The organism is Streptomyces sp. NPDC048269 (assembly GCF_040652395.1).
In the GTDB taxonomy this organism is placed as follows: domain Bacteria; phylum Actinomycetota; class Actinomycetes; order Streptomycetales; family Streptomycetaceae; genus Streptomyces.
The window spans coordinates 76,767-99,548 of the sequence record NZ_JBEZLW010000011.1 but is presented as its reverse complement, the minus strand read 5'-3'; the positions used below and the strand labels follow the sequence as shown (position 1 = coordinate 99,548).

The window sequence follows — 22,782 nt, the reverse complement described above, 5'->3', positions numbered from 1 at the left end:
ACCCCGCGCCTCAAGCGTCGGCGGGGCTGTAAGACCGGGGCTCCGCCCCGCACCCCGCGCCTCAAGCGCCGGCGGGAGTGGATTTGGCTGATGCCGCCTGCCTGGCGGATGTGGAATGGGGCTCCGCGCCTGCGGGCTGGATTGCCCGCAGGGCAATTTCAGCCTCGCCGGCGTTTGAGGCGCGGGGCACGGGGCGGAGCCCCGGCAGCGGCGCGGCAGGCTCAATCCGCGCACCCTCCCCGCCCGAGCTGGTCCAGGGCCGTGCCCCGGCAGGCTGGGGGGCGCGCCCGTCCGGCCGGAGCCGCGCCTGCCGGCTGGAGCCGCGCCTGCACGGCCGGAGACCGGGACCCGCCCCCCGCCGGAGGCTAGTCGGCGGCCAGGAGCTCGTCGGCGTCCATGATCCGGTAGGCGTAGCCCTGTTCGGCCAGGAAGCGCTGGCGGTGCGCCGCGAAGTCCTGGTCGATGGTGTCGCGCGCGACCACCGAGTAGAACCGCGCCTCGTGACCGTCCGCCTTCGGCCGCAGCACGCGGCCCAGGCGCTGGGCCTCCTCCTGGCGCGAGCCGAACGTACCCGACACCTGGATGGCGACCGTCGCCTCGGGCAGGTCGATGGAGAAGTTCGCGACCTTCGACACGACCAGCACGCTGATCTCGCCCTCGCGGAAGGCGTTGAAGAGCTTCTCGCGCTGCGCGTTGGAGGTCTCGCCCTTGATGACGGGCGCGTCCAGGTGCTCGCCGAGCTCGTCGAGCTGGTCGATGTACTGCCCGATGACGAGCGTCTGCTCGCCCTGGTGCTTGGCGACCAGCGCCTCGGTGACCTTCCGCTTCGTCGCCGTCGTCGCGCAGAACCGGTACTTCTCCTCGGTCTCCGCGGTCGCGTACGCGAGGCGCTCCGACTCCGTCAGGTTGACCCGGACCTCGACGCAGTCGGCCGGCGCGATGTAGCCCTGCGCCTCGATCTCCTTCCACGGCGCGTCGAACCGCTTCGGCCCGATGAGCGAGAAGACGTCCGACTCGCGGCCGTCCTCCCGTACGAGGGTGGCCGTCAGGCCGAGGCGCCGACGCGCCTGGAGGTCCGCGGTGAACTTGAAGACCGGCGCGGGCAGCAGGTGCACCTCGTCGTAGACGATCAGGCCCCAGTCACGGGAGTCGAAGAGCTCCAGGTGCGGGTAGATGCCCTTCCGCTTGGTCGTGAGGACCTGGTACGTGGCGATCGTGACCGGCCGGATCTCCTTCCTCGTACCGCTGTACTCACCGATCTCGTCCTCCGTCAGCGAGGTCCGCTTGACCAGCTCGTGCTTCCACTGGCGGGCGGAGACGGTGTTCGTGACCAGGATCAGCGTCGTCGCCTTCGCCTTCGCCATCGCCCCGGCGCCGACCAGCGTCTTGCCGGCGCCGCACGGCAGCACGACCACACCGGAACCGCCGTGCCAGAACCCCTCGACGGCCTGCTGCTGGTACGGGCGCAGCGCCCAGCCGTCCTCGGCCAGGTCGATCTGGTGCGCCTCGCCGTCGACGTATCCGGCGAGGTCCTCGGCCGGCCAGCCCAGCTTGAGCAGCGTCTGCTTGATCTGCCCGCGCTCGGAGGGGTGCACGACCACGGTGTCGGGGTCGAGCCGTGCCCCGACGAGCGGGGCGATCTTCTTGGACCGCAGGATCTCCTCCAGCACCGGCCGGTCGGTGCTGGTCAGGACCAGTCCGTGCACGGGGTGCTTGGAGAGGGTGAGGCGGCCGTAGCGGGCCATCGTCTCGGCGACGTCGACGAGCAGCGCGTGCGGGACGGGGTAGCGCGAGTACTCGACGAGCGCGTCGACGACCTGCTCGGCGTCGTGCCCGGCGGCCCGGGCGTTCCACAGGCCGAGGGGGGTGATCCGGTAGGTGTGGATGTGCTCGGGAGCCCGCTCCAGCTCGGCGAACGGAGCGATGGCACGCCGCGCGGCTCCGGCGAGTTCGTGGTCGACCTCGAGAAGGAGTGTTTTGTCGCTCTGGACGATGAGAGGCCCGTTCACGCGTCTCCCTTTCCGGCATGAAGTGGTCCGCCCGGGCGCGGGCGGCCAAACCTCCAGTCTGCCGCATCGCCGGGCGGGCCGGGGGTTTCTGCGCACGAGGACGGTTGACGGGGAGGTGGGCGGTGGGTTCGCTGGGGGTATGTCTGATCTTCGCATCGAGCCCGTGGGCGGTGACGTCACGCTCCGGGACTGGAGGCACAGGCCGCCGTGGAACTCCCGGTCCTGGGTGAGGGTCCGGGCGCCACGGGCGGCCTCCGTCAGGTACGGGAACTCCCCCGCCGGCGGGGCGTCGCCAGTTCCTGGGTGGGCGCCGACCGGGCGACCGACCTCGACAGCCCGCTGTACGAGGCCGTGAGCCGCCGGCTGCGCGAGGCCCGGCCCTTCGACGCCGGGCGGATCGACTACGCGCCCAGGTGGGGCAACGGGCCCGCGGCGTACGGGGTTTCCCCGGGCAGCAGGGCGCGCGCCGCGGTCTCCTCACCCGCGCGGAGCAGGCCGTGGATCTCCCGGGCCAGCGGGGTGACGTCCCGGACGGCGACCGTCCAGTCGTCGGCGTAGGCCCGCGAGGCGGGGCCCGAGAGGCCCAGCTGGAGCGAGCGGTACGGCAGCGGGTTCAGGTGCGGGTCGCGCTCCGGGTCCCACTGGACGCGGGCCGACGTCGCGCGCAGCGACCGCCGCCAGGCGTCGCGGTCCGCGTGGACACCGGGCTCGTAGTGGGACAGGCAGGCCCCGCGGAGCGCGTCGTCGAAACCGGACCGGGTGATCTCGATGGCCAGCACCGTCTCCTGGTCGGGCTTGGTGGCCCAGCCGCAGCGGTACATCATCCACAGGAACGACGGCTTGATCCATGTCATCCGCTCCCGCTTCCAGGCGGGCGGGAAGCGGCCGTCACGGGCCGCCGGCACGCCGAGGGACGGGGAGTACGCCTGGTAGACCGTGATCGTGGTGTCGGTGTGGGCGGCGCGGATCTGGCGGTTCGGTACGGCGGAGGACGGCGGGCCGGAAGCCAGGGGGCCGGCGGGCGATGGGTCGCGGTGGAGTGGATCGCGGTGGAGCGGGTCGCCGGGACGAGGGCCGGAGGGCATGGCGAAGGACATGCTGACCAGGGTGCCGGGCCCGGACCCGCCCAGCCAGCGCTTTTCAGACCTGGTCCTCCGCCAGCTCCGCGACCCCCGTGATCCGGTGCAGCGCGTACGTCCGCACCTCGTCCGCCGTGTGGTCGTAGCCGGTGACGAAGCCGCCCTCGACCCGTACCGGGGCGATGACCCGCTGGCTCGCCGCCCCGTCCGCGTTCACGTACCCGATCCACACCGCCGACCCGGTCAGCGCGGCCGCCTGCACCGTCGCCAGGGTCTCCGCCGCGCTCGTGCGCGGCAGTTCGCCGGGCACGGCCACGGCGGACGCGGAGGCCGGCGGCTCCTTGCGCACCGCCGTCGCCGCCAGGTCGCCCGCGCGGATCGCCCGTACGGCCGCCCCCAGCAGTGTCTCGTCCGGCACCGGCGGCCCGTCCGGGACCGGTACGGGCGCCGAGCGGACCGGCGTGCGGTGGGCGTTGGCCCGGGTCACCAGCACGTCGCCGGTACGGGACTCCGCGGCGGGCGCGTACCCCATGGCCCGCAACCCCTCCAGCAGGGCGGTGGGTTCGGCCAGCGCGGCCAGCACCGTCGGCGCGAGGCGGCGCAGCCCCAGCCCCGCCGACCGCTTGTCGGCCAGGATCTCGCCCAGCATCGCGTCGTCGTCGCAACGCACGTACGAGGACGCCGAGCCGACCCGCAGGTGCCCGTGGCGCCGGGCGACGTCGTCGATCAGGTAGGCCAGCGGCTGCGGGACCGGCGTGCGGCTGTGTTCCTTGAGGAAGGCGTGCAGGTCGGCGGCGGCGTGCCCGGCGTCCAGGGCGCGCCGTACCGACCCGGGCGTGAAGCGGTACACGGTGGCCCCGCCCTTGGACTCCACATCGGCGAGCAGCGCCATGGTGTCGCCGAGCGGGCGGCGCAGCGGGCCGGGGGCCACCGCGGTCAGGTCGGCCTGGAGCAGCACGTGGTCCACCGGCTCCGGCAGCAGGGGATCCAGCAGCGGCGCCGGGTCGCTGTGCTCCAGCAGGGCGCGGCCGAAGGAGCTGAGCGCGCCGCGGCCGGTGACGCCGAGGACCTCCGCCTCGGTCACCGTCCAGTGCGCGAGGCGGGCCCGCAGGTCGCTCGTGCCGCGTACGGGACGCTCCCATGCGAGCCGGTCCAGCAGGGTCTCCGGGTCGGGGGAGGCGCCCTCGGGCAGGGCGGCGAGGAGTTCCAGGACGCGCCGGCGCACCTCGGGGGCGGCGGAGCGGTCGAGTTCGGGGCCGAGGACCGAGAGGGTGCGGCCCTTGCCGTCCTGTTCGCCGGCCAGGCCGGCGGTGCGGGTGGCCGGCAGCCAGGCCGCGGCCAGCGCCGACCAGCGCTCGGCCGGCGGCAGTTCGCACCAGTCGTCGAAGCCGGGGGTGGGCGCGTACCGCTCGTCCGCCTCCCCGTCGCTGGCCAGCAGGCCCGCCGCGTAGGCCAGTTCGATCCAGAACGCCGCAGCGGACTCGGTGGTGTCCAGGGTGGCCGCGGCCCGCTTGAGGTCCCGTACGGAGAGCCCGCCCGCGCGCAGCACCAGCGGACCGGCGTACTCCCAGGACTTCACCAGCTCCTCGACGGTGGACAGCGCGCCCAGCGCCTGCCCGGCGGCGTTCGCGTCCACAAGCTGTGGACGGTGCTCGCGGTGCGCGGGGACGGGCGGAGCCACCGGCGCGGTGTCCCGGTGCGCCAGCCCGCCGCGCAGGTGCAGCGCCACTTCGCGGGGCAGGACCACGGTCCGCGCGGAGGCGGGCAGCAGCAGGCCGTGGTCGCGCAGCCAGCGCACCGGCGCGGTCGGGTTCGGGGTGACCTCCCCGTACGGCGGGCCCCACACGAGCCGCCCGAGCACCTGGTGGGCCTCCGCGGGGGCCTCGTCCAGCAGCGCCGACATCCGTTGCGGGTCGGTGAACAGCCCGGTCAGCGCCGACACCGCGGACACCGGGTCGTGGGTGGCGGGCAGCCCCACGGCCGCCACGATCTCCTGGATCCGGGTCGGCGACATCCCCGCCGTGGCCTCGGCGACGGTGGGGCCGAGGCCGGTCGGGGAGGGCCGCTGGGCTGACGGGGCGAGCAGTTCGCGGGCGGTGCGCACCAGGCGCAGCCGGTCGTCGTCGCCCCAGACCAGGGCCTGGTCGCGCAGGGTGGCCAGGGCCCGGGGGAGCGCGGCGCGCGCGCCGTTGTCCTCGCCGGTGGTGCCCTCCTCGCCGGTCAGCAGTGATTCCAGCACCGGGTACGGGCACGGGTCCGGGGCCACCGCCAGCGCCTCGGCGGTCTGCAGCGCGAACCGGTCCAGGCGCTCCAGCGCGCGCACCACCGAGGCCCGGGTGCCGGCGCGGGTGGCCAGCTGGGTCAGGTCGCCGGGCACCGGGCTGAGCAGGTCCGGGCGGGCGTGCAGCAGCGCGGCGAGCGCGGAGTCGTCGCGGGCGCGCAGCGCCTCGGCGAGGGAGCGCGGGGCGCCGCTTCCGCCGGATCCCCCCGCAGTGCTTGCCTCGGGCACAGTCGCCTCCTGGTCGCGTCGGCCGGTCAGTCGGCCGGTCCCCATCCGGTCAACGGTATCCGCTGCGTCCGCGACAGCTCCACGGGCGCACGCGCTACCTTCGGGTCAGGCGGTAGGGGAGGAGCCGGGGCGTGGGCATCGAAAGCGACCAGTTGGTCTACGAATATCTGAGCCGCGTCGGGGACTTGGCGCAGCGGCGGCAGTTGTCCTCCGGCGACCGGATGCGGCTGGTCTCGGGGCTGCGGGACGAGATCGACCGTCGGCGCGCCAAGTACGACCCGGAGACGCCGGCCGCCGTACGGGCCATCCTGGACCGGATCGGCACGCCGGAGGAGGTGCTGGACACCCTGGACACCCTCGGCACGCGGCCGGGATCCTCCGGTGCGGCTGCGGATCCGGTCCCGGCGGTGCCCACCCAGCGGGTTCCCGGCCGGCTGGGCCGCAAGCGGGTGCCGCCGCCGCGCCCGGAGGCGGAGCCGCGGAACGTGCCGCCGCACCTGGCCGGCCTCGACGAACTCGGCCCCTCCGGCGGGGCGGAGCCCGACTGGTGGCGCCTCGGGCCTGCCGCGTACGGCGCGGGCCCGCAGGTCGACGGCTTCGCGGGCGGGATCGAGTTCCCGGAAGTGTTCAAGGACGCCCCGGAGGAGGACGAGGAGCCGCAGACCCCGCCACCCGGCCCGCCGGAGGGGCGGGGGCGGAGCCTCGTACGGTTCCTGCGCGAGCGGCGGCGCGCGAAGAAGGAAGCGGCGGCGGAGGCCGAGCCGGAGGCCCCGGCGGCCGCCGCCGCCCGGCCCCGGCCGAACGCCTTCCTGATGCTGGCCGCGGCGGTGCTCGTCGTCGGCGTGGTCACCGGCTACTGGCTGCTGCTCGTCGTCGGCTGGCTGCTGCCGTACGCCTCGCGCGTGCTGCGGCCCGCCGAGCGCAAGTGGGCCGTGTTCGGCCCGCCCGGTGTGGTCCTGGCGGGGGCGATGGTGTGGCTGTGGGGCCGGCTGAACGGCAAGTGGGGGGAGACCCTGGCCGAGGACCAGGTGAGCGGGGTGCTGCACGGCATGTGGCCGTGGCTGTTGCGGGGCGCGGCGCTGGCGTCCGTCCTGTACCTGGTGTGGCGGGCCCGCCGCCGCTAGACGGGCCCGCCGCCCCGTTCGCCGGTCTCACCCGGCGGTCTCCGGCCGGCCCGCGGTCTCAGCCGGCCGTGGTCTCAGCCGGCGGTCTCAGCCGAGGGGGGCGACCGTCTGCTTCTCCTGCACCGGCTGGCGGTCGGCGGCCTTGACCAGGTCGAGGAAGCCGGGCGCCTTGGCGACGTCCAGCAGTTGCTCCCTGGTGACGGGCGCCGAGGTGTCCGACTCGTCGTCCGAGAGGCGCGGGGAGGGTGGGCGGAGCCCGTGACAACGGCGCCCCGGCCGTTTCCCCCGTTGTAAGCCCGGCGTCGGCCTGCTGTCGGTCGCCTCGGCACAATGGCGGGTATGGACTTCACCGTCGGCTTCGACCTCGACATGACCCTCATCGATTCGCGCCCGGGGATCAAGGCCGCCTACCAGGCACTCTCGGCCGAGACGGGTACGTTCATCGACGCCGACGCGGCGGTCACGCGGCTCGGGCCGCCGCTGGACGAGGAGCTCGCGTACTGGTTCCCGGAGGCCGAGATCCCGGCCGTGGCGGACCGCTACCGCGAGATCTATCCCACATACGCCATCGAGCCGACCCCGGCGATGCCGGGCGCGCGCGAGGCCGTCGAGGCCGTCCAGGCGCTCGGCGGCCGCGCGATCGTCGTCACGGCCAAGCACGAGCCCAACGCCCGCCTGCACCTGAAGCACCTGGGCATCGAGCCCGACGCGGTCATCGGCTGGCTCTGGGCGGAGGCCAAGGCCGGGGCGCTGCGCGAGTACGGGGCGCAGGTCTACGTCGGCGACCACGTGGGCGACGTACGCGGGGCGCGAAAGGCCGGAGCGCTGTCCGTGGTCGTGCCGACCGGCCCGTGCCCCGAGCCGGAACTGCGCGCGGCGGGCGCGGACGTGGTGCTCGCGGACCTCACCGCGCTGCCGCAGTGGCTCGCGCAGTACGTCGCCGCGCAGCCGGCCCAGGGAGTGCCGTCAAAGTAGCGCCGGCCGGACGGGACTTCGACGACACGGCCTGGCGAGCACGTCGCCCCCCGGTCACGTTTGCGAGCGCGCGGGTCTGCGAGCCCGCCCGGGTCACGCCTGCGAGGCCCGGGCGGCCTTGCGCTGCGCCGCGGCCGAGCGGAGCACGCCCGCCGCGGAGATGGCGAAGCCGACGCCCATCAGCATGCACACCGCCCACGCGTACGACGGGAACGGGTCGATGTCGAGGAACAGCGGGGCCATCGTCACGAGCGTGGCCACTGCGCCCGCGATGAACACGATGCCGCCGGTCTTCACCAGTGCGTCGCCGGGCCGCGCTTCGTCGGAATGAGGAGTAACAGTCACCCGGCCAGGGTAGTTCCCAGGCCGGAGCGGCCGAAGCGGCCGCCCGCGAAGGACCGGGGAACGTCTTGTCACCCGGCCCGCGGCCATTAGCCTTGAGGTGGCGGGTCATCCATGACCCGCTGCGCTGTTATCCGGAGCCGTTCCACGGCGTTCCGGACCCCGACGAGCACAAGGACAGAGGACGGACGTGCCTACCGGCAAGGTCAAATGGTTCAACAGCGAGAAGGGCTTCGGCTTTCTCTCCCGCGACGACGGCGGCGACGTCTTCGTCCACTCGTCGGTGCTCCCTGCCGGGGTCGACTCCCTCAAGCCCGGCCAGCGGGTCGAGTTCGGCGTTGTCGCCGGACAACGCGGTGACCAGGCACTTTCGGTGACGGTACTGGACCCGACGCCGTCCGTCGCGGCGGCGCAGCGCCGCAAGCCCGACGAGCTCGCCTCGATCGTGCAGGACCTCACGACCCTGCTGGAGAACATCACTCCCATGCTGGAGCGGGGCCGCTACCCCGACAAGGTGCACGGCGCGAAGATCGCCGGCCTGCTGCGCGCGGTCGCCGACCAGCTCGACGTCTGACCGGTACGAACGAAGGTGCCCCGCCACTCGCGAGAGTGGCGGGGCACCGTCGTTCTGCAGGGTTTCCGCAGCCGTCCGAGGGCGTCCGAGGTCTACGGGAAGGCCAGCGCGCCGGGCGAAATGGCCGGTACCAGCCCCTCGGCCGCCGCCCGGGTCAGCAGCCCGCGCACGGCCGCGTAACCGTCGTCGCCGAGGTCGGCGGTGAACTCGTTGACGTAGAGCCCGATGTGCTGGTCTGCGACGGCCGGGTCCAGCTCCTGCGCGTGGGCGCGTACGTACGGGCGGGACACCTCGGGGTCGTCCCAGGCCATCCGGACCGACGTACGGGCGGACTCGGCGAGCGCGCGCAGCCGGTGCTCGCCCAGCGAACGCTTGGCGATGATCGCACCGAGCGGGATCGGCAGGCCCGTCGTGGACTCCCAGTGCTCGCCCATGTCGGCCAGGCGGTGCAGCCCGTAGTCCTGATAGGTGAACCGGGCCTCGTGGATGACCAGTCCGGCGTCCACCCGGCCGTCGCGCACCGCCGGCATGATCTCGTTGAACGGCAGCACGACCACTTTGCCGACCCCGTCCGGGAGCACGTCCGCCGCCCACAGCCGGAACAGCAGGTACGCGGTGGAGCGTTCGCTCGGCACCGCCACCGTCTTTCCGGCGAGGTCCACACCCGGCTCACGGGTCAGGACCAGCGGGCCGCAGCCGCGTCCCAGGGCGCCGCCGCAGGGCAGCAGCGCGTACTCCTCCAGCACCCACGGCAGCACGGCGTACGACACCTTCAAAACGTCCAGCTCGCCCCGCTCGGCCATGCCGTTGGTGATGTCGATGTCGGCGAAGGTGACGTCGAGGGCCGGCGCGCCCGGGACGCGGCCGTGCGCCCAGGCGTCGAAGACGAAGGTGTCGTTCGGGCAGGGCGAGTAGGCGATCTTCACGGCGTTACCGCTCATGGCGTTCTCCCCAGTTCGCGAGTACGGGCCCCAGCGTGCGGAAGCCGTCGGCGAGGGCGGCGAAGGCGTCCCCGATACGCCAGGCGGCACGGTCACGCGGGCCCACGGCGTTGGACACGGCGCGGATCTCCAGTACGGGCAACCCGTGCGCGGCGGCCGCCTCCGCGACCCCGAAGCCCTCCATGGCCTCGGCCCCCGCCATCGGGTGCCGGGCGGCGAGTTCGGCGGCCCGGGCGGCGGTCCCGGTGACGGTGGAGACGGTCAGCACGGGCGCGAGCAGCGCCCCGGTCGCCTCGGCGGCTCGGGCGGCGAGCTCGGACGGCGGCAGGTGGACGCTGTGTCCGAAGCCGAGCGCCCGTACGTCCACGAAGCCGTCGGGGGTCTCGGCGCCCAGGTCGGCGGCGACGATCGCGTCCGCGACCACGAGGGAGCCGGGCGGGGCGGCGGGCTGGAACCCGCCGCCGATGCCGGCGGAGACGACGAGGGTGTAGTCGGCGAGGGCCAGGGCGGTCGCCGTGCCGGCAGCGGCCGCCGCCGGACCGACGCCCGCGACGAGGACGTCGAAGGCGGCTCCCGGGAGGTCCCGCCGGGTGATGCGGTAACCACCGGACAGCTCGCGCGACTCGGGACCGGGGGAGTCCGGATGAGGGGTCAGGCCGGTGGCGACGGAGTCTGCCTCCGCCGCCACCGCGGTCACGACGAGCGCGCGCACCGGTGTCGTCCGGTTACTTGAGCTTGAGGTCGAAGGTCCAGACGGAGATCGGCTTGCCGTCCTCGCCGAGCTGGACGAACGCCAGCTTCTTCGACGCGGGGGCCTCGCCCTGGCCGCCGGTGGCGAAGACGTCGGCGCCCGGGAAGCTGCGGTAGGTGTTCTCGGACGGCTCGGTGATCTGCTGGCCGTCCAGGAAGGCCTGCCACTTCTTGCCGTGCTCGACGACCTCGGGGTCGACCCCGAGACGCAGGGTGTCACCCCGCCCGTACTCGAGGGTCTTGGAGTTCTTCGCCTCGGTGAGGCACTCCTGGAGCCGCTCCATCGTGAGCGACTCCTTGCCTTCGTGGCAGGCGGCTTCGGCGGACACCGACGAGGTGCCGACCGTCACGGTGGCCAGTGACGTCGGCTTGTCGCCGCATGCGGAGAGGAGGAGGAGGCCGGCGGAAACGGCTCCGAGGGCCGCGACGCTGCGGCGGGCCCTACCCGAGAAAAGCGGTGCGGTCATGAGCCGAAGGCTATCGGGCCCTTGGGCTGCGCCGCAGCATGGGGTACCACTGACCTGCTGTGGCGCGGGTTGCCGGGTGCGGCGCCGTTCCCGGGACCTGTGCCCCTGGCCCTCCGGACCCTCCCCCACTCCGTGCGGAGGCCCCCGGCGCCCGGAACGCCGGCGGGGCCGGAGTTCAGGCCACCCTGGGGCGGGAGGTCCCCGGGTGGTGGTGGCGGGGCGCGCCCAGGAGGCCGCGGAGGGCCATGGTCGTGCCCAGGGCGACCATGGCCGCGGCCACCGACATGCCCAGGGCGCCGTTCAGGGGCAGGACGATGCCGATCGCGCCGCCCAGTACCCACGCCACTTGGAGCAGCGTCTCCGAACGGGCGAAAGCGGAGGTGCGGACCGCCTCCGGCACGTCCCGCTGGATCAGCGCGTCCAGCGACAGCTTCGCCAGGGCCTGGCAGAAACCCGCCGTGGCGGCGAGTACGGCCATGAACAGGCCGCTGAAGAAGGCCGCCGCCAGGATCGCGACCCCGAGGGTCAGGCTGAGCACCGCGGCGATGATCGCCTCAGGCGCCCTGGCCCGCAGCCACGCGCCCACCGCCGTACCGCACGCGTTGCCCACGCCCGCAGAGACGCCGACGATCCCCAGCGACACCGCCGCGCTCTGCCCCGCCAGGGGATGCTCGCGGAGCAGAAACGCCAGGAAGAAGATCAGGAAGCCGGACAGGGCGCGCATCGAGGCGTTCGCCAGCAGGCCGCACAGGACCGAGCGGCTGACCGTACGCAGCCCCGGCCGCCGCGAGTGCGCCTCGTGCGTGGAGAGCCGGGCCCGCCACTCGCCCTTGGCCTCGTCCACCTTGGGCGGCATCGTGAACGCCGCGAAGGTGCCCCAGATGAAGATCACACAGGCCCCGTAGAGCGGCCACTCCGGCCCGATCGTCTGCAGGGCGGCGCCCACCGGCGCCGCCGCGCCCGTGGCCAGCAGGCCGGCCAGCGTGACCCGGGAGTTCGCCTTGACGAGTGAGAACTTCGGCGGGAGGAGCCGCGGGACCACGGCGCTGCGCACCACCCCGTACGCCTTGGACGCGACCAGCACACCCAGCGCCGCCGGATACAGCTCCAGCCCGCCCGTGGCCACCGCGCCCGACATCAGCAGCGCCAGCAGCGCCCGGGCCAGCATCGCCGCCGCCATCGCCGCCCGCCGCCCGTGCGGCAGCCGGTCCAGCAGCGGCCCGATCACCGGTGCCAGCACGGCGAAGGGGGCCATCGTGATCGCCAGGTACAGGGCCACCCGGCCGCGTGCCTCGTCCGTGGGTACCGAGAAGAACACCGTCGAGGCCAGCGCCACTGTGATCATCACATCGCCGGCGCCGTTGATGGCGTGCAGTTCGATCAGCTTGCCGAGGCCCGATTCACCCGCCCCGTGCGCGTGCGTGGCCCGCCGGATGCCGCGCGCCGTACCGGTGAACGGCAGGTGCAGGGCACGCCCCAGGGCCCGGCCGGCCCGCCTGGCCGGTCCCGAGCCGTCGCGGGACGACCGTACGGGTGCCACCTGGCCATAGTGCCCCACCGGGCCCTCCCCGACCCCTCCCGGCGCGTCGGGGGCGTGCCCTCACTCGTGGGCTTGTCCGCGAATCGGACCTTGCATGTGGGCCCACGGCTTCAGACGAGGTAGCGTGCGTAGCGCGCCACCGGCGGTTGCTCTTGGCCGCGCGCCTCTTCGCGATCCCGCAGAATGGATCGCATAAAGGTGCGCCCGGAGTCCGATCGGGTGCGGACGTCGACGCGGCCCTCTGGTCCGCTCCGCCCGCTCCACGTACGGACAGGACCGACGGGTCGTTGTGGACGACAGTACGGACGGCGCACTCGTGAGACGGCGTAGGAGAGAACGAGACCAGTGAGTGCTGCGACGACGCGAAGCCGTACCCCGCGTACCCCCGACCGCCTGTGCGTCGAGGCGGTAGAACTCGCCCGAGCGGCGGCCGAGGAGGCCGCCTTCCCCGGCGTGGTGGGCGCGCACGTCTCCGCCGTGGCGGAGGGCGACCGCGTCGTCACGCACTTCTTCGAGTCCAAGGAACCGGGCTACCGGGGCTGGCGCTGGGCCGTCACCGTGACCCGCGCCTCCCGCGCGAAGAACGTCACCCTCGACGAAACGGTGCTGCTGCCCGGTGACGACGCGCTGCTCGCCCCCGAATGGGTGCCGTGGAGCGAGCGGCTGCGCCCCGGCGACATGGGCCCGGGCGACCTGCTGCCCACCGAGTCCGACGACCTGCGCCTGGAGCCGGGCTGGTCGGGCGAGGACGCCCCGCCGCCGAACTCGGTGGTCTCCACCGAGATGGCCGAACTGGTCGAGGCCGAGGACGCCGACGTCACCGACCGCGCGGTGGTCCCGGTGCGCGGCTCCATCACCTCGGTCGCCGAGGAACTGGGCATGCGGCGCGCGCGCGTGCTGTCGCGGTACGGGCTGCACACCGCCGCCGACCGCTGGGACGATTCGTTCGGCGCGAAGACCCCGATGGCACAGGCGGCGCCCGCGTCGTGCGTCTCCTGCGGCTTCCTCGTCGCGATCGGCGGGTCGCTGGGCCAGGCGTTCGGAGTCTGCGCGAACGAGTTCAGCCCGGCCGACGGCCGGCTGGTCTCCCTGTCGTACGGGTGCGGCGGGCACTCGGAGGCCGCGGTCATGCCGGCGCCGCTGCGGCCGGCTCCGCCGGTTCTCGACTCGATGGCCTCCGACGAGTTCCTCCTGCGCCCGGCCCCCGACACCGGCTCGGTCCCCGTCTCGGACCTCCCGGCTGCCGACCTGGGCCACTCGTAGCCCCTGCGGGCCGGCTCTCCCGTGCGCACCCCCGGGAGGCCGGTGCGGCGGCGTACCCTCGGCCCATGGGGGACGGCGGCGTGGACATGGTGGGGATGGCCGGGCGGGTCACCGGGACGGTCGGCCCGGGACTGGTCGGCGAGGTGATCGTACGGATCCGCGGCGGGGCCGAGCACTTCCTCGCGCACCCCGTCCACGGCACCGGCCGGCTGCCCGTCGGCACGGTGGTGACGGTCGTCGAGTACCTGCCACCGCGCACGGTGTACGTGATGGCTGCCTACGACAACTGAGGCCCGGCCGGCCCCGTCGCGACCTGTGCGTATCAAGATGGCGACAAGACCTCGCGCGCGTCTTCCCGCAGGTGCGCGGCAGGCGCAGACTCGCCCTCGTCGGTGCCGAACGGCACCGCGCTAAGGGGGCGTTGCCGATGGCTATCGGCGTCGTGGCGGGAATCGTTCTCGCCGCAATTCTGGCTCTGATCGGGCTGTTCAAACTCATGTGGCGGGTGGCCGAACCCAACGAGGCGCTCGTCATCTCCGGTTCCGCGCACAAGACCGAGGGCATCGGCGAGGGCATGGGGTTCCGGATCGTCACCGGGCGCGGGACACTGGTCCTGCCAGGGGTACAGGCGGTGCGGAAGCTGTCGCTGGACCTCAACGAAACGCAGCTGAACGTGGACTGCGTGACCCACCAGGGCATCCCGCTGCGCGTCAAGGGCGTGGTCATCTTCAAGATCGGCGACGACTTCGTGTCCATCGCCAATGCCGCGCGCCGTTTCCTGGACCAGCAGAAGATGATGCCCGAACGGGTGCACATCGTCTTCGCCGGTCATCTGCGGTCCATCGTGGGCGGATTGACGGTCGAGGACATGATCCGGGACCGGGAGAAGCTGACCGGGCAGACCCGGGCGGCCTGCGGTACCGAGATGGAGAAGCTGGGCCTGATCGTCGACTCGCTCCAGATCCACGAGATCGAGGACCCGACGGGCTACATCAAGAACCTGGCGATGCCGCACGCGGCCGCCGTGCAGCGGGACGCGCGGATCGCGCAGGCCGAGGCGAACCGGCTGGCGACCGAGGCCGAACAGGCCGCGTTCGCCCGGATGTCGGAGGCCACCCGCGACAGCGAGATCCTCCAGGCCGGCTACCAGGCCGAACGGGACAAGGCCGCGGCGACCGCCCGGCAGGCGGGCCCGCTCTCGGAGGCGGCGGCGCGGCAGGAGGTCGTCGTGCAGGAGACCCGGGTCGCGGAGCTGGAGGCGCACCGGCGCGAGCAGCAGTTGCAGGCGGACGTACGCAAGCCGGCGGACGCGGCGGCGTACGAGACGCGGACCCGGGCGGAGGCCGAGCGAGACGCCCGGATCTCGGCGGCGCAGGCCAAGGCGAAGGAGACGGAGCTGGCGGCCGCCGCGGAGGCCACGCGGGTGACGACGGCGGCCGCGGCCGACGCGAAGGCCACGGAGGCCAGGGGCCTCGCGGCGGCGACCGCGACCCGGGCCACGGGTGAGGCGGAGGCGGCGGCCACGCAGGCGCGGGGCCTCGCGGAGGCCGCCTCGGCGAAGGCGAAGGGTCTCGCCGAGGCGGAAGCGATCAAGGCGCGGGCGGCGGCCCTGGCGGAGAACCAGGAGGCGGTGGTCGCGCAGCAGCTGGCCGAGAACTGGCCGGCGATCGTGGAGGCGGGTGCGGGGGCCTTCGGGAACGTGGAGCACATGGTCCTGCTGAACGGAGCGGAGGGCATGTCGGAGATGTTCGCCAAGGCCCTGACGATGGGCGGCACGGGCCTGGGCGTGGCCCGCCAGCTCCTGGCCTCGATGTCCCAGCCCCCCGGCTCCGCCGGCTCCACGGCCCCTGCCGGCCCGCCCACCCCCACGGTGAACGGCCGCATCCCCATCAGGGAGGACTGACCCGCCCCACCCCTGATGACTCCGCCCCGCGCCTCAAATCGCCGGCGAGGCTCGAAGACCGGGGCTCCGCCCAGCGCCTCAAACGCCGGCGGGGCTGGATACGGTCCGCCCGTCCGGGTTGCACGTGCCCGTGCGTGAGGTTGGGCCGCGCGCAGTTCTGGGGCGAGGGCCTGGCACATTCAGCCTCGCCGGTTTGAGGCGCGGGGTCTGGGGCGGAGCCCCGGCAGCGGTGCGGCAGGCGCGTACGGGCGCGGCACCCCGCGGAGCCCCGGCAGCGGTGCGGCAGGCGCGTACGGGCGCGGCACCCCGCGGAGCCCCGGCAGCGGTGCGGCAGGCGGGTGCGGGCGCGGCACCCCGCGGAGCCCCGGCAGCGGTGCGGCAGGCGCGTACGGGCGCGGCACCCCGCGGAGCCCCGGCAGCGGTGCCGCAGGCGGGTGCGGGCGCGGCATCCGCGGAGCCCCGGCGGAGGGCTACTTGCGCGGGCCCGCTCGGCGGAAGAGGCGCTTCGCGGCGAAGGTCAGCGCCAGGGCCGCCGCCAGGACCAGGGCTCCCTTGCCGAAGGTACCCGACGGCTCCGCGGAGGGGGCCGGCTGCGGCGGGGAACCGGGCTGCGGCGCGGCGGAGGGAGACGCCGCCGCGGCCAGCGGGACGGCCACGACACGGCTGTCGGCACCCTCCGCGCCGAACATCAGCGCCGACGCGTCCGCCGCGTACGTCACCGACTCCGCCTGCCCCTGCCACGGCGCGTCCACCCGCTCGCCCTCACCCTCCGGCCGGCCGTTCTTCCACGGGTAGGTACGGGCCGTGAAGTAGCCCCGCAGGGTCAGCCGGCTCCCGTCGGGCGAGAACGCCCCGTCCGTCACCCACGGCACGTCCGCGACCCGCCGGAACACGTTCGTCCCGCTCGCCGACAACTGCTCCGGACCCTCGTACAGCCCGCCCTTGCTCTCGTTCTTGCTCGCGATGTACACCCGCCCCGTCACCGGATGCACCATCAGCGCCTCCGCGTTCCGCGGCCCGTCCGCGTACCGCACCGTGAACTGCGCGGCCGTGACCGTGGTGTCGCGCAGCTCCTTCGGCTCCGGGAACCGGTAGATCCACACGTGGTCCCAGGTGCCGTCCCGGTTGTCCCCGATGTCACCCACGTACAGCTGCCCGTCGGGCCCGAGCGAGATCGCCTCGACGTCGCGCGGCTTCCCGATCCCGGTCAGCGTCACCCGGGCCACCGTCCTGCCGGTCGCGGAGTCCACGGCGTACACGTACGGTCCGTCGTCGCTGTCGTTGTGCGTCCAGTACACGCCGGGGTGGAGCCGGCTGGCCGCCAGCCCGCTCGACTCCTTGATCCGCGGATCGCTGATCGTGAACGACGACGTCCCGGAACTCTCCGCCGCGAAGGCGGTGAAAGCCGCGGTCGGCAGCAGGAGGAGAGCGAGGGCGGCGGAGGCGGACGACAACGGCAGCAGGCGCATCCCTCAAGCCTGCCAGGCCGCGGCGCGTGTCCGGCATCACAGATGCGCCAGTCGCGTGATCCGCGATGATGACCGGATGCGTTTCATGTTCGTCGGCGACTCCATGACCATCGGACGCGCCGGCGACTACACCTGGCGCTACCGGATGTGGCAGCACCTCACCTCCGCCCCCGGCGGCCCGTACGAGATCGTCGGGCCGCGCAGCGAGCTGTACGACACCTCCACCGACGCGCCCACCAGCCACGCCTACGCAGACCCGGCCTTCCCCGGGGCGGCCCGCCGCCACCTGGCCGGCTGGGGCGAGGGCTGGCAGCACATGGCCCCCCTGATCGGGCCCGCCGCCCGCGAGGGCCGGGCCGACGTGCTGCTCGTCTCCCTCGGCCTGATCGACCTCGGTTTCTACACCAAGGCCGACGAGACCGCCGCCAACGTCCGCCGCTTCATCGCGGCCGCGCGCGAGGCCCGTCCGGCCGTCCGGATGGTCCTCCTCCCCGTCATCCCGAACGTCCGGGCCGAGGAGGACGCGCCGTTCGCGGCCGAGGTCGCCCGCTTCAACGAGCTCCTGGCGAAGGCGGTGGCCGATCTGACGACCGACGCCTCGCCGATCCTGCTGGCCGCACGCCCGCAGTCGTACGACATCCACCACGACACCTACGACGGCACCCACCCCAACGCCTCGGGCGAGCACCGCCTGGCGGGGGAGTTCGCGGCGGTCCTCCACCAGGCCTGGGGCATCGGCGGCCCCTACCGGGGCCCGTAGCCGGCTGCCGGGGGCCGTCGGGGCCGGCGGGGCCGGCGGGGAGCGGTAACACGCCCGTCAGGTGGGGTCTTGCCTGGAGTCCACTCCAAGCAGTTGGCTAGTGGCCCATGAAGTACACGCAGCTCGGACGCACCGGCCTCAAGGTCAGCCGACTTGTACTCGGCACCATGAACTTCGGCCCCCAGACCGGGGAGTCCGAAAGCCACTCGATCATGGACTCCGCCCTCGACTCGGGCATCAATTTCGTCGACACCGCCAATGTCTACGGCTGGGGCGAGAACAAGGGCCGCACCGAAGAGATCATCGGCACCTGGTTCGCCCAGGGCGGGCGCCGCCGCGAGAAGACCGTGCTCGCCACCAAGGTCTACGGCGGCATGGCCCCCCACGGCGAGGACTGGCCCAACTACGACCGCCTGTCGGCGCTGAACATCCGGCGGGCCGTCGACGCCAGTCTCAAGCGGCTCCAGACCGACTACATCGACCTCTACCAGTTCCACCACGTGGACCGCCGGACCCCCTTCGAGGAGATCTGGCAGGCCGTCGAGGTCCTGGTCCAGCAGGGCAAGATCCTCTACGCGGGATCCTCGAACTTTCCCGGCTGGAAGATCGCCCAGGCCAACGAGACAGCGGCGCGCACCGGGCGGCTCGGGCTGGTCAGCGAGCAGTGCCTCTACAACCTCGCCGAGCGGCGCGCGGAGATGGAGGTCATCCCGGCCGCCGAGGCGTACGGGCTCGGTGTGATCCCGTGGTCCCCGCTCCACGGGGGCCTGCTGGGCGGCGCGATCCGCAAGGCCGCCGAGTCGGGGCGCAGTGCGTCGGGCCGCTCGGCGGACGCGCTGTCCAACAGCTCCGTACGCGCGCAGGTGCAGGCGTACGAGGACCTGCTGGCCAAGCACGGTCTGGAGCCGGGGGAGGTCGCGCTGGCCTGGCTGCTGACCCGTCCCGGCGTCACCGGGCCGATCGTCGGGCCGCGTACGCAGGAGCAGCTCGACTCGGCGCTGCGCGCGGTCGAGCTGGAGCTGTCGGAGGAGCTGCTGGCGGGCCTGGACGAGGTCTTCCCCGGTCCCGGGCCGTCGCCGGAGGCGTTCGCCTGGTAGGAGGCGGGCCTGGCTACTGGCCGACGGCGGCCGCCACGGCCACGACGACGAACATCAGTACGAGCACACCGGCCATCACGCGGTTTCTGGTCTTGGGATCCACCCGTCGAGACTAACGCGACACGGTCCCGCCCCTCGCACGGAGGGGCGGGACCGTGGTGGTTCTCACGCGCCGAGGCCCGCCGCCGTGCGGTCGGGCCCGGCAAGGTCCGAAAGAGACGGCCTACGGGACAGCCCTCAGTACCAGCCGGTCTCCTGGGAGTGGTTCCAGGCGCCGCACGGGGTGGAGTAGCGGTCGTCGATGTAGTTCAGGCCCCACTTGATCTGCGTGATGGGGTTGGTGCGCCAGTCGTCGCCGTAGACGGACATCTTCGACCCGGGGTTGGACTGCGGGATGCCGTACGCCGCGGAGCTCGGGTTGTCGGCGTTCCAGCGCCAGCCGCTCTCGCGGTTCCAGAGCTTCTCCAGGCAGTCCCACTGGGTCGCGTTGGCCCAGCCCGCGTCGTACTTGTTCATCATGTCCCGGCCGGCGGCCTTGACCTCGGAGATGTTGTCGCGGTCGACGGTGTCCACGGAGGTGGTGCACTTGAACGTGTCCGGCTGCGCGGACAGCAGCTTCTGCGTCCAGCCGCCCGCCGTGACGGGGTCGTCGTTGTGGTAGGTGATGTCGGCGCCGCTGCCGTCGGCCGGGTCGGCGTCCTTGTACCAGTACATCGAGCCGGTCGTGGGTATCCGGCCGTAGTAGAGGCCGCCGCCGGGCGAGACGAGCTGGTCGAAGGCGGACCAGCCCGAGGGCTTCAGGTCGTCGCGGTCCCAGGTGCCGTCCGCGTTCACCTTGTACGAGAGGAGGCGCCCGTCGGAGGTCGTGGCCACCACGCGGTCGTCGGCGGCCGCGGCGAGGGTCTTCAGCGTGAAGCCGGTGCCGATCTCCTTGCGCTGGCCGATGTGCTGGGAGCCCGCCGGCTTGTCCTGCGAGACGAGGTACTGGAGCAGGGTGCCCGCGGCGGTGGTGCATACAGGTGGCCGTGGCCGTCGTACGTCAGCTTGTCGTGGGTCCAGCCGCTGTCGGCGATCTTCACGACGCCGGAGAGTTCCAGGGCGTTGCTGTTCGTCAGTACGTCGACCCGGTAGAGCGCGCCTGTCGTCGAAGTCACCAGCACGGTATTGAAGTTGAGGGTCGCCATCGCCTTCGGTTCGAATCCGAGGGCCGGACCGACGCGCACCCGGGAGAGGTTGCCGGTCGACGGGCTGATGGCGCTGAAGGTGAAGCGTCCGTCGGGGAGGACCCCGTAGACCGAGGCGGTGCCGCTGCAGGTGGTCGCGGCCTGGGCGGCCGGGGCGGCGATGGTGACGGCGGTCAGCAGACCGGCGGCGATCGCGCCGGAGAGGACGGCGCCGGAGGTCTTGCGGGCAGCGTGACGGACGGCCACTGGGGGGTCTCCCTCGGGAAGGTTGGCGTGCGGTACGGGAAATCGGGCGGGGTGCGTACCGGCTGCTACTGCCAGCCCATGTCGTTCGTCGAGGCGACCGGCGGCTTGGCGGCGGGCAGCGGGGCGGCGACGGCGGGGGTCCCGAGGGCGAGGGCGAGCAGGGCGACCGCGGCGGCCTGGAGGATGCGGGTGGTGGTCATGACGGGCGGGTCCCTTCGCAGTCGCCGGGAGGCGAGTTCGTCGAGTGGCGGTGTCATATGGCCGGTTCCGCGCCCCGCGGTGGCGCCGGTCCGTTCCGGTGGGACATAGCTAAGTCGCCGTCGGGCAGCGGGAGAAGAGCTTCCCGCTGGCCCAAACCGTCCCTGGACGGATGCGGACACACGTCATCGGTGCACGGGCACGAGCGGTACGCCGACACCGAGCAGCCGCGCGTCCGGCAGCGCCCCCGTCGCGAGCAGGCGCCGGCAGACGGACCCGGCGTGCCCCTCGGCCTCCTCCAGGGAGTCCGCCACCAGGTAGAAGCCGAGCGTGAAGTGCCCGGCGGACTGCGGGTGCACGGCCAGGTGCTCGATCCGGTCGCCGGGATCCAGGCCGGCGCGGACCGCTTCGCGCAGGTCGTCGGGGAGGGCCGCCGGAGGGACCGTACACAGGCGGGCGTGGACGAGATACATACGTCAACGGTCTCCCCGGACGGCTCGTCCTGGATGCCGATCCGGGTGGCCTCTTGTGGTCGTGGACGGAACGGGCCAGCTTCCGGGACGATGGGATGATCGCGCTACCGAAGTGCCAATGGGGCTGGGGGACATACGTGTTGACCGAACTGGGACTCGATGCCAGAGCCGAAGCCGTCTACCGGGCCATGCTCATGCAGCCCACGGCGGGTGTGGCGGCCCTGGCGGCCGCGGTGGAGGCCACCGAGGACGAGGTGCGCACCGCCCTGGACCTGCTCAGCGAGCTCGCGCTGGTCCAGCCGTCGGCAGCCGACGCCGGACGGCTGCGGGCCGTCTCCCCGGACATCGGCATGGAGATCCTGATGGCCCGGGGACAGGCCGAACTCGCCGCCCGGCAGCAGCGGCTGGAGGCGTCGCGGGCGGCCGCGGCCCGGCTGATTTCCGAGTACTCCGAGCTGCGGCCCGCCGCCAGTCACCCGGGCGTCGAGCAGCTCATCGGCCTCGACGCGGTCCGTGACCGGCTGGTGGCGCTGACCCGTGAAACGAAGGAGGAGCTGCTCGCCTTCTCGCCCGACGCCACGCTGACCGAGTCGAACATCGCGGCTTCGCGTCCGCTGAACAAGGCGCTGCTCGCACGCGGGATACGCATGCGCACGGTCTACCTGGACAGCGTGCGCAACAGCCGGCACTCCGTCGAGCACGCCAACTGGCTGACGGAGCTGGGCGGGCAGGTCCGTACGGCGCCGTCCCTGCCGACCCGGATGCTCATCGTGGACCGTTCCACCGCGCTGATCCCGGTGAGCGACGACTCGGCGGCCGGCGCGGTGGTCCTGACCGGGCACGGGATGCTGGTCGCGCTGTGCGCGCTCTTCGAGTCGACGTGGGCGTCGGCGCAGCCGCTGGCGGAGACGGTGGTCCTGGGTCCGCACGGGCTGACCGCCCAGCAGTCGGAGGCGGTCCGGCTGCTGGCGGAGGGACACACGGACGAGGCGATCGCCAAGCGGCTGGGGGTGTCCTCGCGGACGGCCCGGCGCATCGCGAACGAGCTGATGGAACGGCTCGGCGCGCGCAGCCGCTTCGAGGCGGGCGTCCGCGCCGTGCAGGAGGGCTGGCTGCCGGCGCGTCCCTAGGCGGTGACCCGCCTCGGGGCCGGGCCCGCGCCGTCAGCCTTGCAGCGGCCAAGCCCCGACGGTCTCGTAGCGGGGCTGCTCTCCTGGGATGCCGCTGACGGGCAGGTTGCTGCGGACGAGGCTGAGGGTGCCGGCCTGCCAGGGCGTGCCCTCGAAGCCCGTGAGGGCGTCCACGTAGGGGCGCAGGCGGACCGTGCCGTCGCGGGACCGGCCCAGGGTGAGGTGCGGGGTGTAGCGGCGGTGCTGCTCCATGGGCACCCCGGCCCGCCGGGCGGCGGCGTCCGCCCGCTCCGCGAGCAGCCGCATCGAGTCGAGGTCCCCGGCGGCGCCGACCCACAGTGCGCGGTCGCCGAAGTGGCCGGCGCCGTGGAGTCGGAGCGCGAACGGCGCGGTGCGCGTCGCCGCGCGGGAGAGCCGGGCGTGCAGTTCGGGGAGCACCTCGTCCCGTACCTCGCCCATGAAGGCGAGCGTGAAGTGCCAGCCCGGCTCGCCGGTCCACTTCAACCGGTCGTCGCGCAGCGGGCTTACGGCGTCCCGCAGCTCGGCCAGGGCCGCCTCGGGCGGCAGGACGGCGGCGAACAGTCTCATATCGCCGAGCCTAGCGCCGCCGCCGGGGGGCGCTGCCCCGCATCCCCGCGCCTCGATCGCCGGCGGGGCTGAATGTGCCCGGTGGCTCCGCCCCCAGAGCCCGCGCCTCAGTCGTGGCGGGGCTCAAGGACCGGGGCTCCGCCCCCTACCCCGCGCCTCGA

At 73.6% G+C, this 22,782-nt stretch carries 21 protein-coding genes and 1 pseudogene; 9 read left to right on the top strand and 13 right to left on the bottom strand.

The window, feature by feature from the left end; translation table 11 throughout:
* Window positions 1–365 precede the first annotated feature (365 nt).
* From AB0D48_RS15310 to AB0D48_RS15300, 3 genes are all read right to left on the bottom strand, one after another.
* Window positions 366–2,009 (bottom strand): DNA repair helicase XPB, encoded by a 1,644-nt coding sequence (locus AB0D48_RS15310; RefSeq protein WP_362395713.1) that lies wholly within the window; start codon window positions 2,007–2,009, stop codon window positions 366–368.
* A 401-nt stretch (window positions 2,010–2,410) separates the two neighbouring features.
* Window positions 2,411–3,106 carry a DUF4291 domain-containing protein gene (locus tag AB0D48_RS15305; protein WP_362395711.1) on the bottom strand — a complete coding sequence of 232 codons (696 nt, stop codon included), beginning with the start codon at window positions 3,104–3,106 and terminating at the stop codon, window positions 2,411–2,413.
* A 43-nt stretch (window positions 3,107–3,149) separates the two neighbouring features.
* On the bottom strand, window positions 3,150–5,642 hold the full coding sequence (locus AB0D48_RS15300; RefSeq protein WP_362395708.1) for a helicase C-terminal domain-containing protein: 2,493 nt from the start codon (window positions 5,640–5,642) through the stop codon (window positions 3,150–3,152).
* An 86-nt stretch (window positions 5,643–5,728) separates the two neighbouring features.
* Here AB0D48_RS15300 and AB0D48_RS15295 point away from each other — a divergent pair, with 86 nt between their 5' ends.
* Both AB0D48_RS15295 and AB0D48_RS15290 read left to right on the top strand, forming a co-directional pair.
* A complete protein-coding gene (locus AB0D48_RS15295) occupies window positions 5,729–6,721 on the top strand; it encodes a hypothetical protein (protein WP_362395705.1) in 993 nt (330 codons plus the stop codon).
* Between the two features lie 339 nt (window positions 6,722–7,060).
* On the top strand, window positions 7,061–7,696 hold the full coding sequence (locus AB0D48_RS15290) for an HAD family hydrolase (protein ID WP_362395702.1): 636 nt from the start codon (window positions 7,061–7,063) through the stop codon (window positions 7,694–7,696).
* Window positions 7,697–7,789: 93 nt separating this feature from the next.
* On the opposite strand, the gene AB0D48_RS15285 is transcribed toward AB0D48_RS15290, so the two are convergent.
* Window positions 7,790–8,041 (bottom strand): hypothetical protein, encoded by a 252-nt coding sequence (locus AB0D48_RS15285; protein WP_362395699.1) that lies wholly within the window; start codon window positions 8,039–8,041, stop codon window positions 7,790–7,792.
* A 187-nt stretch (window positions 8,042–8,228) separates the two neighbouring features.
* On the opposite strand from AB0D48_RS15285, the gene AB0D48_RS15280 reads away from it, so the two are divergent.
* Window positions 8,229–8,612 (top strand): cold-shock protein, encoded by a 384-nt coding sequence (locus tag AB0D48_RS15280; RefSeq protein ID WP_308312115.1) that lies wholly within the window; start codon window positions 8,229–8,231, stop codon window positions 8,610–8,612.
* Window positions 8,613–8,704: 92 nt separating this feature from the next.
* On the opposite strand, the gene AB0D48_RS15275 is transcribed toward AB0D48_RS15280, so the two are convergent.
* The 4 genes from AB0D48_RS15275 to AB0D48_RS15260 form a co-directional block, all read right to left on the bottom strand.
* The gene (locus AB0D48_RS15275) at window positions 8,705–9,553 is read right to left on the bottom strand and encodes a 1,4-dihydroxy-6-naphthoate synthase (protein ID WP_362395696.1); all 849 of its coding nucleotides are present in this window, start codon (window positions 9,551–9,553) and stop codon (window positions 8,705–8,707) included.
* Entirely contained in the window at window positions 9,543–10,265 is a 723-nt protein-coding gene (locus tag AB0D48_RS15270; RefSeq protein WP_362395693.1) for a futalosine hydrolase, read from the bottom strand. The genes AB0D48_RS15275 and AB0D48_RS15270 overlap by 11 nt, the downstream gene beginning before the upstream one ends.
* Before the next feature lie 13 nt (window positions 10,266–10,278).
* Entirely contained in the window at window positions 10,279–10,770 is a 492-nt protein-coding gene (locus tag AB0D48_RS15265; protein WP_362395690.1) for a DUF2771 domain-containing protein, read from the bottom strand.
* 175 nt (window positions 10,771–10,945) lie between these two features.
* The gene (locus AB0D48_RS15260; protein WP_362395687.1) at window positions 10,946–12,310 is read right to left on the bottom strand and encodes an MFS transporter; all 1,365 of its coding nucleotides are present in this window, start codon (window positions 12,308–12,310) and stop codon (window positions 10,946–10,948) included.
* A gap of 345 nt (window positions 12,311–12,655) precedes the next feature.
* Between AB0D48_RS15260 and AB0D48_RS15255 the strand changes: the two genes are divergently transcribed.
* The 3 genes from AB0D48_RS15255 to AB0D48_RS15245 all read left to right on the top strand — a co-directional run bounded on the left by AB0D48_RS15255 (window position 12,656) and on the right by AB0D48_RS15245 (window position 15,476).
* A complete protein-coding gene (locus AB0D48_RS15255) occupies window positions 12,656–13,573 on the top strand; it encodes a DUF3027 domain-containing protein (protein WP_362395684.1) in 918 nt (305 codons plus the stop codon).
* A gap of 65 nt (window positions 13,574–13,638) precedes the next feature.
* Entirely contained in the window at window positions 13,639–13,863 is a 225-nt protein-coding gene (locus AB0D48_RS15250; protein WP_362395681.1) for a hypothetical protein, read from the top strand.
* Between the two features lie 137 nt (window positions 13,864–14,000).
* A complete protein-coding gene (locus AB0D48_RS15245) occupies window positions 14,001–15,476 on the top strand; it encodes an SPFH domain-containing protein (RefSeq protein WP_362395678.1) in 1,476 nt (491 codons plus the stop codon).
* A gap of 470 nt (window positions 15,477–15,946) precedes the next feature.
* Here the strand turns inward: AB0D48_RS15245 and AB0D48_RS15240 are convergent, their stop codons facing one another.
* Window positions 15,947–16,945, bottom strand: a complete 999-nt coding sequence (locus AB0D48_RS15240; protein ID WP_362395675.1) for a WD40 repeat domain-containing protein — start codon at window positions 16,943–16,945, stop codon at window positions 15,947–15,949.
* A gap of 76 nt (window positions 16,946–17,021) precedes the next feature.
* Here AB0D48_RS15240 and AB0D48_RS15235 point away from each other — a divergent pair, with 76 nt between their 5' ends.
* Together AB0D48_RS15235 and AB0D48_RS15230 are read left to right on the top strand one after the other, a co-directional pair.
* Window positions 17,022–17,705, top strand: coding sequence for a GDSL-type esterase/lipase family protein (locus AB0D48_RS15235; RefSeq protein WP_362395672.1), 684 nt, complete (start codon window positions 17,022–17,024; stop codon window positions 17,703–17,705).
* A 107-nt stretch (window positions 17,706–17,812) separates the two neighbouring features.
* Window positions 17,813–18,802, top strand: a complete 990-nt coding sequence (locus AB0D48_RS15230; protein ID WP_362395669.1) for an aldo/keto reductase — start codon at window positions 17,813–17,815, stop codon at window positions 18,800–18,802.
* Between the two features lie 237 nt (window positions 18,803–19,039).
* Here the strand turns inward: AB0D48_RS15230 and AB0D48_RS15225 are convergent.
* From AB0D48_RS15225 to AB0D48_RS15215, 3 genes and pseudogenes are all read right to left on the bottom strand, one after another.
* Window positions 19,040–20,232 (bottom strand): annotated as a pseudogene (locus tag AB0D48_RS15225) (tachylectin-related carbohydrate-binding protein).
* Window positions 20,233–20,297: 65 nt separating this feature from the next.
* Window positions 20,298–20,432 carry a hypothetical protein gene (locus tag AB0D48_RS15220; RefSeq protein WP_362395666.1) on the bottom strand — a complete coding sequence of 45 codons (135 nt, stop codon included), beginning with the start codon at window positions 20,430–20,432 and terminating at the stop codon, window positions 20,298–20,300.
* A 183-nt stretch (window positions 20,433–20,615) separates the two neighbouring features.
* A complete protein-coding gene (locus AB0D48_RS15215) occupies window positions 20,616–20,903 on the bottom strand; it encodes a hypothetical protein (protein ID WP_362395663.1) in 288 nt (95 codons plus the stop codon).
* A 137-nt stretch (window positions 20,904–21,040) separates the two neighbouring features.
* Here AB0D48_RS15215 and AB0D48_RS15210 point away from each other — a divergent pair, with 137 nt between their 5' ends.
* Window positions 21,041–22,033: a helix-turn-helix transcriptional regulator gene (locus AB0D48_RS15210; RefSeq protein ID WP_362395660.1), complete on the top strand. Its 993-nt coding sequence runs from the start codon at window positions 21,041–21,043 to the stop codon at window positions 22,031–22,033.
* Window positions 22,034–22,066: 33 nt separating this feature from the next.
* Here the strand turns inward: AB0D48_RS15210 and thpR are convergent, their stop codons facing one another.
* Entirely contained in the window at window positions 22,067–22,621 is a 555-nt protein-coding gene (thpR, locus tag AB0D48_RS15205) for an RNA 2',3'-cyclic phosphodiesterase (RefSeq protein ID WP_362395657.1), read from the bottom strand.
* Window positions 22,622–22,782 lie beyond the last annotated feature (161 nt).